This window comes from Borrelia crocidurae, from assembly GCF_000825665.2.
Lineage (GTDB): Bacteria > Spirochaetota > Spirochaetia > Borreliales > Borreliaceae > Borrelia > Borrelia duttonii.
Window position 1 is genome coordinate 653,185 of record NZ_LN609267.1, and the last position, 10,526, is coordinate 663,710.

Annotated in this window: 5 protein-coding genes, 2 tRNA genes and 2 pseudogenes; 5 read left to right on the forward strand and 4 right to left on the reverse strand. The window is 27.5% G+C overall.

The window, feature by feature from the left end; all coding sequences use genetic code 11:
* Positions 1 to 128: 128 nt before the first annotated feature.
* Both BN1173_RS03175 and BN1173_RS03180 read left to right on the forward strand, forming a co-directional pair.
* A tRNA-Met gene (locus BN1173_RS03175) sits at positions 129 to 202 on the forward strand.
* A 16-nt stretch (positions 203 to 218) separates the two neighbouring features.
* Entirely contained in the window at positions 219 to 764 is a 546-nt protein-coding gene (locus BN1173_RS03180) for a DJ-1 family glyoxalase III (RefSeq protein ID WP_040236564.1), read from the forward strand.
* 59 nt (positions 765 to 823) lie between these two features.
* Here the strand turns inward: BN1173_RS03180 and BN1173_RS03185 are convergent, their stop codons facing one another.
* Together BN1173_RS03185 and mfd are read right to left on the reverse strand one after the other, a co-directional pair.
* On the reverse strand, positions 824 to 2,086 hold the full coding sequence (locus BN1173_RS03185) for an acetate kinase (protein ID WP_139418551.1): 1,263 nt from the start codon (positions 2,084 to 2,086) through the stop codon (positions 824 to 826).
* 10 nt (positions 2,087 to 2,096) lie between these two features.
* Positions 2,097 to 5,478, reverse strand: a pseudogene (gene mfd, locus BN1173_RS03190) (transcription-repair coupling factor).
* A gap of 98 nt (positions 5,479 to 5,576) precedes the next feature.
* Here mfd and BN1173_RS03195 point away from each other — a divergent pair.
* The 3 genes and pseudogenes from BN1173_RS03195 to BN1173_RS03205 all read left to right on the forward strand — a co-directional run bounded on the left by BN1173_RS03195 (position 5,577) and on the right by BN1173_RS03205 (position 8,722).
* Positions 5,577 to 6,539, forward strand: a complete 963-nt coding sequence (locus BN1173_RS03195) for a hypothetical protein (RefSeq protein WP_040236566.1) — start codon at positions 5,577 to 5,579, stop codon at positions 6,537 to 6,539.
* Positions 6,496 to 8,575, forward strand: a pseudogene (locus tag BN1173_RS03200) (LysM peptidoglycan-binding domain-containing protein). Before BN1173_RS03195 ends, BN1173_RS03200 begins: the two are co-directional and overlap by 44 nt.
* A 75-nt stretch (positions 8,576 to 8,650) precedes the next feature.
* A tRNA-Asn gene (locus tag BN1173_RS03205) sits at positions 8,651 to 8,722 on the forward strand.
* A gap of 5 nt (positions 8,723 to 8,727) precedes the next feature.
* On the opposite strand, the gene rnmV is transcribed toward BN1173_RS03205, so the two are convergent.
* Positions 8,728 to 9,261, reverse strand: a complete 534-nt coding sequence (rnmV, locus tag BN1173_RS03210; protein ID WP_082020250.1) for a ribonuclease M5 — start codon at positions 9,259 to 9,261, stop codon at positions 8,728 to 8,730.
* A gap of 3 nt (positions 9,262 to 9,264) precedes the next feature.
* Positions 9,265 to 10,526, reverse strand: a 1,262-nt coding sequence (locus tag BN1173_RS03215) for a M18 family aminopeptidase (RefSeq protein WP_082020249.1), incomplete at its 5' end; no start/stop codon positions are given.

Below are 10,526 nucleotides of genomic sequence, written 5' to 3' on the forward strand. Positions count from 1 at the left end.
CCTTTTTTATATTGACGGAGGTAAATTAATTATTATTTCTCTATTCATTTTAGGTATGGGTTCATTACTTGATAATACTATTTATATTGACAAAATATCTTTGAATTTATACACTTTAATGGCTACAGGCTGATGTAGCTCAGTTGGTTAGAGCATTCGGCTCATATCCGAGTGGTCGTGGGTTCAAGTCCCTCCATCAGCATTAAGGAGTTTGTATTATGAGGGTAGCAATTATACTTGCAGATGGGTTTGAAGAAATTGAAGCTGTAGTTCCTATGGATATTCTAAGACGTGGGAATGTTGATTTGAAAGTTATAAGTTTAAATGATAGTAAGCTTGTGTCAAGTTCTAGAGGTTTTATTTTTGGAGCAGATGAGAAGATATCAAATTGTACAGCAGATCATTTTGATTTAATAATACTTCCTGGAGGAATGCCAGGTGCTACGAATCTTTTTGAATCTAAAGATTTAGATAGTATTTTGAAAAATATGAATTTACAGGGCAAGTTGATTGCGGCTATTTGTGCATCTCCAGTAGTTGTACTGGGGGCAAAGGGACTTTTGGGTGAGAGTAAATTTACGTGTTATCCGGGGTTTGAGAGTGATATTACTGATGGTGAGTTTGTTAATGAAGATGTTGTTATTAGTAATAATTTTATTACTTCTAAGGGTGTTGGAACGTCTTTTGAGTTTGCTTTTGCTTTGTTGAAGATTGTTAAAGGAGAGGGTGTACTTGAGGATGTTAAGAGTAAAGCTTTGCTTTAATGTGAAATGTGCAATGAGTAATTTCTATTGATATTATTTATTTGATTTAAAAAAATGTTTTATAGTGGAGAGTCATTTTTTGTATATTGGATTTTGTGAGTGTTTTTGATTAGCTTATAGGTGTCTTCAAGTATAGTTAGTTCTTCGTTTGTTGGGATTACAAGTATTTTTATATTACTTTGATTACTTGATATGTCATATTCTGTGTTTTTATCTATTGCTAAATTATTCTTTTGAAGGTCAATTTTAATTCCAATTTTTTCAAATCCTTGAAGGGATAATTTTCTTATCTCATAATCGCTAGTACCAATTCCTGCTGTAAATATTATTGCATCAATATTAAAGTCTAAAGCTGCAAGATAAGAACCAATGTATTTTTTTATTCTGTAAGTCATTATTTCAACCGCAAGTTTAGAATTATATTCATTATTGTTACTTTCTATCCAAATATCTCTTAAATCATTTGATTTGCATGATATACCAAGCATACCACTTTCTTTGTTAAGAATATTTTCAATTTGTTTTGTAGTTTTTTTTAGTATTTTGCTCATTAAGGGGATAATGGTAGGATCTATGTCTCCACTTCTTGTGCCCATTACAAGGCCTTCAAGTGGAGTGAGGCCCATGCTTGTATCATAAGATCTTCCTTTTTGAACAGCATTAATACTTGCTCCATTGCCTAGGTGTAATATTATTAAATTTAGATCTTCTATATTTTTATTGAGTATTATTGCAGTTCTTTTTGTTATATATGCATATGAGAGACCATGAAATCCATATTTTCTAATATGATAGTCTTTATACCAAGAATATGGTGTGGCATATAAGAATGCCTTTTGATTCATGGTTTGGTGCCATGATGTGTCAAAACATGCGACTTGTTTTGCATTTGGAAATAATATAAACATTTGTTCTATTACTTTTATTGCAATTGGATTATGAAGAGGTGCAAGATGAGATATTTTTTTTAGTTCATTTAATACATTTTGATTAATTATTACTGAGTTCTTGAATTTTGCACCTCCATGTACAATTCTGTGTCCTATTCCTTGAATTTGATCTAAATAATTAATAATTTTTGTTTTTTTGTTTGTTAAAGTTTTAATCAAATGTTTTAGTGCTTTTTTGTGAGATTTAATGTTTAAATTTGTTAATTCTAAAAATTTATTTTTAAACTTAATTTTGATTATTGCTTGGGTTGTTTTGATTTTTTCAATTATTCCTGATGCTAATATTTGTTCACTTTGATATTGATATTCATAAAGTGTAAATTTTAATGAAGAACTTCCCGTGTTTACTATTAGTATTATTATATTTTTCATTTGATTATTATTATAATAATAGATATAAATTTTTGTATATCCAATTTATTTTATCTGTTTCTTTAATATTTTCTAAATTTAGAAAAACCGAGTTTTGATATTCTTGATTTAATTTTAAGATATTAGGATTGTCTTTAATAATTTTCATGATCTTTTCTGCAGGAATGCTATTTATGTCTAAATATTCAATTTCAAGTAATCCATTTCTTTCTTTAAGGCTTGTAATGTTGAGTTTTTGTGCAAGTAATTTTAGTTCCGATAAAATAAGTAGGCTATTTAGTTCGTTGGGAATTGGTCCAAATCGATCATAAATTTCAGATCTTATTTTGTTATTTTCTTCTTCACTTTGAATTGCTGAAATTTTTTTGTAAATTGATATTTTATGTTGTTCATTATTTATATAGCTATTGGGGATAAATCCATTGTAATTAATTTCAATGTTGATTTCGTTTTTTTTTGAATTTTTTCCCATACGTTTTTCAATTGCTTTATTTAGCATTGTTAAATAATAATCTAGTCCAATAGATTCAATTTCTCCATGTTGTTCTCTTCCAAGTAAATTACCAACGCCTCTTATTTCCATGTCTTTCATTGCAATTTGAAATCCTGCTCCAAGTTCTGAAAATTCAGATATTGCTCTTAGTCTTTCAATGGCTCCTTCATTGAGATTTGAATTTTCTTTATATAAAAAATAAGCAAATGCTTTTTTTGAACTTCTGCCAACTCTTCCTCTTAGTTGGTATAATTGTGCAAGCCCAAATCTATTTGCATTGTTGATGATTATTGTATTTGCATTTTCAATATCTATTCCATTTTCAATAATTGTTGTTGCTAGTAATACTTGATATGATTTATTTATAAAATCTTGCATAATGTTTTCAATTTGCTCACCCGTAAGTTTTGCGTGGATAGTTGCAATTCTTGCATAAGGGACTACTTTTTCTATCATTGCTTTTATTGAATCTAGTTCTTGAATATTATGGTGTACAAAAAAAACTTGTCCCTCTCTTGATAGTTCATTTTCGATTGCATGTTTAATTAATATTTCACTAAATTCTTCAACGTAAGTTTCTATTTTAATTCTGTTTTGGGGTGGAGTTTTTAAAACAGAAATGTCTCTTAGTTTGATTAATGACATGTGAAGAGAACGAGGAATTGGAGTTGCTGATAATGCAAGAGAATCGACAGAGACTTTTATTTCTTTTAGTTTTTCTTTTTCTTTAACACCAAACCTTTGTTCTTCATCAATAATAATGAGACCCAAATCTTTATATTTTATTTTTTTTGATAATATCTTATGTGTTCCAATTATTATGTCAATGTTTCCTGTTTCTAAATTGCGAAGAATTTCCTTTTCTTTTGATTTTGTTATAAATCTGCTAATCATTGCAATTTGAATTGGGAAATTTTTAAATCTTTTTTTAAATGTATTGAAGTGTTGTTCTGTAAGAATTGTTGTTGGAGATAGTATTGCTACTTGTTTTTTCCCCATAACAGCTTTAAATGCTGCTCTCATTGCAACTTCAGTTTTTCCAAATCCAACGTCTCCGCATAAAAGTCTGTCCATTACTTTTGGACTCATCATATCTTGTTTGATTTCTGATATTGCTGTTAATTGATCTGGAGTCTCATCATATGGAAATTCTGATTCAAATAATAATTGCCATTCATCATCTTGAGGATATTGAAATCCTGTAATATTTTCTCTTTCTGCATAAAGTGAAACAAGTTGATCTGCAATTTTATCAATTTTTTTTGTTGCATAAATTTTTTTCTTTTCCCAAGTTTTTGAACTGATTCTATCTAGTTTTATATTTTGAGTTTCATTGCCAATGTATTTTTGAATAAGGTGTGTTTGTTCAATAGGAATAAATAATTTTTCATTATCAGCATATTCAATTTCAATATAGTCTTTTTCAATAAGACTTGTTTTGATTCTCTTTATTTGTCTAAATATTCCAATTCCATGATTTATATGGACAATATGACTATTTTTTTCAACCTCAATAAATGAATCTATAGGTTTTGTTTTTGATGATTCGAAATTTTTATTTGTTTTTTGTTTTTTGTTAAAGATATCTGCTTCAGTAATAATAGCTATTTTTTCTTCGTTTATTATAAGAGAGCTTGATATCTTAATAACTTCAACTTTGATTTTAGGTATGTCTTGAAAAATGTATTTTAATTTTTCTTTTTGTGAGTTGGATTCTGCTGTAATAATTACTTGAAATCCATTATCAATCCAATTTTGTATTTCTTGTTTTGCAAGTACAATATTTGAAAAAAATCTACGTTCGCTCTCAATTTTAAATTCTATAATTTCTTTTGTAGGCTTTTCTGTTTGCTGATTTATAGGAGTTTTTATAAAATATATATTGGTTTTTAATTTTAAATCGTTGGGATTTATAAAGATTTCTTTTGGTGATACTAGTTTTATGTCTGATTCTATTGCTTGAGTGTAGAGCCTATCGTATTCTTTATATATCTGTTTGATTTCTTCTTGTAAATTTGGTATTTCAAAATTTATAGTAATTGTATTTTCATTTATTTCCTGACTTAAGAGAGTCTCTCCTAATAATGGATAAAATACTTCTTCTGTTCTTGCGTTGTATTTTGTTTCGATTTGTTTAAAGAATTGTTTATATTCAGATTCTTTGATGTAGTTTTTTAATTTATCTATGTTTTCTTTTTTCCAAATTATTTCTTTTTTTGGAATTATGTTAAATTCATAAATAACATTTTTTTGTTTTAATTGATTTAGGGGATTGAAATAATTGATTTGCTTTATTTTGTCATTATTAAGTGAAATTCTTGTTGGTTCTTTGTGATTAAATGAATGTATATCTATTATTTTGTTATTTATTGTAAATTCTCCGGGTAATGTAACCCTCATTGTTTTTTCGTATCCCATTTTTATAAGTTTTTTTTCAAAATTTTCTATGTTAATTATTTTATCTGTTTGGATTTTATATATGTTATTAAATAGATCCTTTTTTGTAGGAATTTTACTAAGTAAGGATTTTAATGAAACAATATATATGCCAGGATTATTTTCATAAAAGTTGATTAAAAATTTTACTCGATCACAGAAAACTTTACTTTTTGAGCCAATCCCTTTGTATATAAGAGGGCTGAAGTAATTAAGTTCGTATATTTGATCTGTGATTTGTGTTAAATCATTTTTAATTTCATCTGATATATTTTCATTTTTAACTATTAGTATAACTTTATTATTACTATATTTTTTTATTTTGTGAATTAAGAAAGCTTTAAAAAATTTTTCGTATCCTGTTAGTGTAAAATGTATATTTTGTTCAAGAAGTATTAGTGGGGTTTGTTAAATTATGATGTGATTTTTTAATTTGGTGTGTAAAATCTTTTTCTATATTCATTTTTTACCTTTTTGTTTTCGTAGTTTAGTATAATATTATATATTAATAGATATGTTCTGTTTCGTTATGTATAATATTAGTTAGATTTTGAGGAGTTTATGGAATTTAGAAAGCTATTGTTTGTTATATTTTTTATGATTATTCCTTCGATATTTTTTCCTAGGGATTATAAGGGTCTTGATTTTAAGATAAAATTTTTCAATCAATCAATTTATCGTGTGAATAGTAATGTTTCTATTGAAGTTTTGCTTAGTAATTCATCTGATGATTTAATTACTCTTGAGGTAGGAGATGTTAATACTTTTGGTTTTGATTTTGATGTTACAGATACTACTAATATAAAGGTTAAGAGATCACTTGAATATGTAAAAAATAGATCAAAAAATATTGCAATTCCTGTTAGAACTCTGATTTTAAGACCTAATGAGAGATTTTCTGTAGTAATGAGTTTAAATCAATTTGTACAATTTGATAAAGATGGTGTTTACTTTGTTAAAGGTGTATTTTTCCCAAATATTTCAGATCCTCAAGAACGTGTAGAGTCTAATGTTATTACCTTATTTTTGAAACCTAAAGTGGATAATCTTGCAGAAGAATTTGACTTTTCTAATTTAGCTTCCAATCGTGAGGTACAAAATGTTTTAAAACGAGAAAATTTATCTCCTGATAAGGTTATTGAATATTTGTTTTCAGCATTGCGACTTGGAGAGAGAGAAAAATTCTTTTTATATATTGATATTGAAAGTCTTATTTTAAATGATCAAAATAAATCATATCTTTATAAACAGGAGCTTAAATCGGGTTCTAACAATATGATTGAAGAATATAAGGAATATTTGTGGAATAATGGTAATTCTTATATTTCAAAAGTTCCAAGTAAATTTTCTATTGTTGAGACTTTTTATACAGATTCTACGGGTAGAGTTGTCTCTGATGTGTATTTTGAGGATGGTCATTTTTATGTTGCCAAGCGATATACCTTTTTTTTAAAAAAGTATGATTATTATTGGATCATTTATGATTATACTGTTCAAAATACTGGAATTAAGGAGAAATACTAGGCCTTTTATTTTGAAAATTAAATGGTTTTGGAGTATTTTATATATAATAACTTTTATTGATTTGTATGCTAATTTTAAGCATGAAGTTGTCAAGGGAGATACTTTATATTCAATTTCTATTAAATATAAGGTATCAGTAAAGGAACTTAAAATTGCAAATAATTTAAAATCAGAAAATATTAAGATTGGACGTATATTATTTATTCCAAGTTCTTCTAAATCTAAAAATAAGCTTAATAATAAGAAGGTTAATACTAAAAAATATAATCAGAAAGCAAAGGTTGTTAAATATGGCACTGATAGTAAAATTTATATTGTTAAAGTTGGGGATACTATTGAAGATATATCAAAGAAATATGGCGTAAAAGAAAAGGAATTGATTGCTTGGAATAATTTAAGTTCTAAAATTCTTAAGGTTGGTTCTAGGTTGAATTTAGATGAGCCTGATTTTTTAAAGCCATATTTAGTTAAGAGAGGTGATTCACTTTCAAAACTTTCTGTTGATTTTGATATTAGTATTTCAGATATTATGCGATTTAATTTTTTAGATAGTAAAAATTTGGTCATTGGACAAAAATTATATTTAAAGAAAGCTTCTAGCAATGTGCATTTTCATTATGTAAGACGGGGGGAGACACTTGGTAAGATAGCATATATTTATGGTGTTACCGCAAAACATCTTGTTCGTTTAAATGGAAATAATGCAATAAATTTAAAGGCAGATTCGATTTTGGATGTTTCTAGATTTGTAGAATCAGATTTAGCAACTCCTAGTGTTTTGAAATTGGAGGAAAAGGCTAAAAATAATGAAACTTTTATATCTCATAAGGTGTCTGTTGGTGAGACCTTATATAGTATTGCTCGTCAATATGGAATTTTGCTTGAAGATTTAAAAAGTTGGAATAATTTAAATGGAAATCATATCGTGTATAATCAGGAACTTAAAATTTATGATAAGAGCAAAAGCTCAATTATTGATGATAAAGTTTTAGATGGAATTGTAGGTGATGATAATTCTAAGAGTAAAGTTAAAGCTATTGCAAATGTTGTTTCTGCCAAGAATAAGAAGTTGAATTTGGATTTTTCTAATGTATTAGAGCATAGAAATGCCTTTGATATTAGTTCTTTAGTTGTGCTTGAGCCTAAAATACCTATCTTTGAATTTAATGGAATTTTTTATTATTGGTATAAGCCTAAAAAAGTAAGCCAGCCAAGTGAATTTTATTCAGAGGATTGGCATTCTCCTCTTAATGCATATAAGAAAGCAAGTCAGCTTTTTAAAAGTTTTGAAAATCTTGTTCAATCTCGTCCGATTAAAAATAATAGTTTAAAAAATAGAAATAATAATGGAATTACAACGTGGACAAGGGGGACTTGATCCTGGTGCTATTGTTAAGGCTAAAGATGGACTTAATAATGAAATTTTTGTTGTTGAGGATGAATATGTTTATGATATTGCTTTAAGGCTTTATGTTTATCTTAAAGAACATGGAGCTAATGTTGAACTGACAATTTTATCCCCCGATCATTTAATTAGAGATAGTGTGACGGCTAATAATACTTTTGTTAATGTTAAGAATGAAGTTTATAATGATTATGATTTAAATAAGACAGATACGGTTGATTCTTGGATAAATGGTACTCTGGAAGGTTTGAAGAAAAGATTATCTGTTGTAAATAAATTTGTAAATAAATATAGAAATATTAAAAGAGAGGATATGCTTTATATTAGTTTGCATGCTGATAATAGTGTTGGCGCTCCTAGATGTATGGGATTTTATTATCATTCTGAGGATGAAGGAGGATTTGATACTCATTCGAAGAGTATTATTGAAAAAATGACAGCAGATTTTAAAAGACCTCCTTATATTAAAGGACAAAATCTTTACATGTTGAAAAATAATATTGTGAGGACTAAATTGTTGGTTGAAGTTAGAAATTTGGCGTTTGATGAAGAAGCTTGGGCGATTAGGTCTTCCAAGCTTAGAAATTTAGATTCTAAAATTCTTGCTGATGCTATTTTGAAAATTTTGTAGATTTGTTAATTTTTTGTTATGAATTTATCTACTTGACAAAAGATTTTCAATTTAGCATAATGTTTAGGTATTCATTCCCCTATAGCTCAGCGGTAGAGCAGGTGGCTGTTAACCACTTTGTCGGAGGTTCAATTCCTTCTGGGGGAGTTTTTTTATTGTAAAATTATTTTTTCTATGTCTTCTCGCTTTATCTTAAAGTAATTGAGTCTTTCAAGTAATTTTTTGTTATTTCCATTTCCTAAGTTAAAATACTTTTGTATTTGTTCTCTTTTCTTTTTTGATTGGGGTCCTGTTATTCCAAGTTCTATTAAATCGCTTAAACTTAAATTTTCTTTTTGTTTTTCATTATAAAAGGTGCTTATTTTTTGTAAAATTTCTTTTAGTTCAGATTTAGAAGATATTTCAACTTCTTGATTTTGAGTTTTAAGATAAGCATGCTTAATTTTATTATTATCATTTAAATAACCTGTTCTTTTAAGTATTTGTTTTCTAATAATACTTCCTGCTTTGTCGCTATCAGTAAAAATAATTATACCATTTGTTTCTATTGCTTTTTTTAAAACATTAATAGTTGCTCTTTGTAGATATAACCCACCAGTTTCAATTATAGTGCATTTAAATAGAGCTTTTATTTTCTTAGCATCGTCTTTGCCTTCAACTACAATTATTTCTTTTATGTGTTTCAGATTTTAATTCCAATTTTCAAAAAATGCTCTTAAAAGTTTAATTGCTTCTATGTGATCTGATATTGCAATAGTTTCTCTTAAAGAGTGCATTCCCCACATTGGAGTGCCAATATCTATTGTTTCAATACCTGTTTTTGAGTTTGCAATTGGGCCAATTGTGCTTCCGGAATTTGTATCTGCTTTCATTAGTATTTCTTGAATTTTAATATTATTTTTTATAGCTAAAGCTTTAAGTTTTGCCCATCCATTTGCTGTTGTTGCATATTTAAAATTGGCATTGCTTTTAATAGTCACACCTTGTCCTAGGCTTGTTTTGTAGTAGGGGTCATGTTTACATATGTATCCTGGATGTATTCCATGTGCTCCATCCATTGAGATATTAAATGATTTTTGGAGTTTGATCATATGTTCTTCTTGTCCTAAATTTAGGACATAATCTATTCTTTCTAAAATTTCTGTTAGTAGTGTTGAATTAGCTCCTCTAGACGTTAGAGATCCAATTTCTTCATTATCAAAAAATACAGCCACTTTGTTTTTTTTGTTATTTGTGTGAACAAATGCATTCATTATGGCATGACATCCTGATTTGTTGTCAAGATTTTTTGATGCTAAAAATTCACCTTCACTGCCTATAATTTTAGAAGGTTCAGAGGCTGTGAATATTAAATCACATGATAAGAAATCTTGTTGAGATATTTGTAATTTTTCTAGGATAATTTCTTTAATACTTTTTTTAAGACTTGTTATAACGACTATATTTTCGTGAGTGTTGTATGTAAATCCTTCATTTGCTTTTCGGTTTAGGTGTATGGCTACATTTGGTATAGTACCAATATTGTCAATTGTGATCAATTGTGAATTAATTATTCCTTCTTTCATGAAATATACAATTCCTGCTAAACTTAAGTCTCTGTCAGTCCAAGTTGAGATTATTGGGCCACCGTAAATTTCAATATGTTGAAAGAATACATTGCCTTCGTTCTTGCTAGATTCTATTTTAAGTTTTAATGCAGGACTGTCAGAATGGGCTGATGATATTAGAAATGGTTCATGTATTTTATTGGTGTTAATATTGAATGCAATAAGACTTGTTCCCTCTTTTTTTATGTAATAATATCCCGTTTCTAATTTCCATTTTTCATTAAGTTTAAGTTCTTTGGCATTAAGATAATATAATAATTTTTGTTCGATATAATTGATTAGATGGTATGGTGTTAAGCTTTTATCTAGTAAATTTTGAAAATGTGATATATCTAATGTTGCAT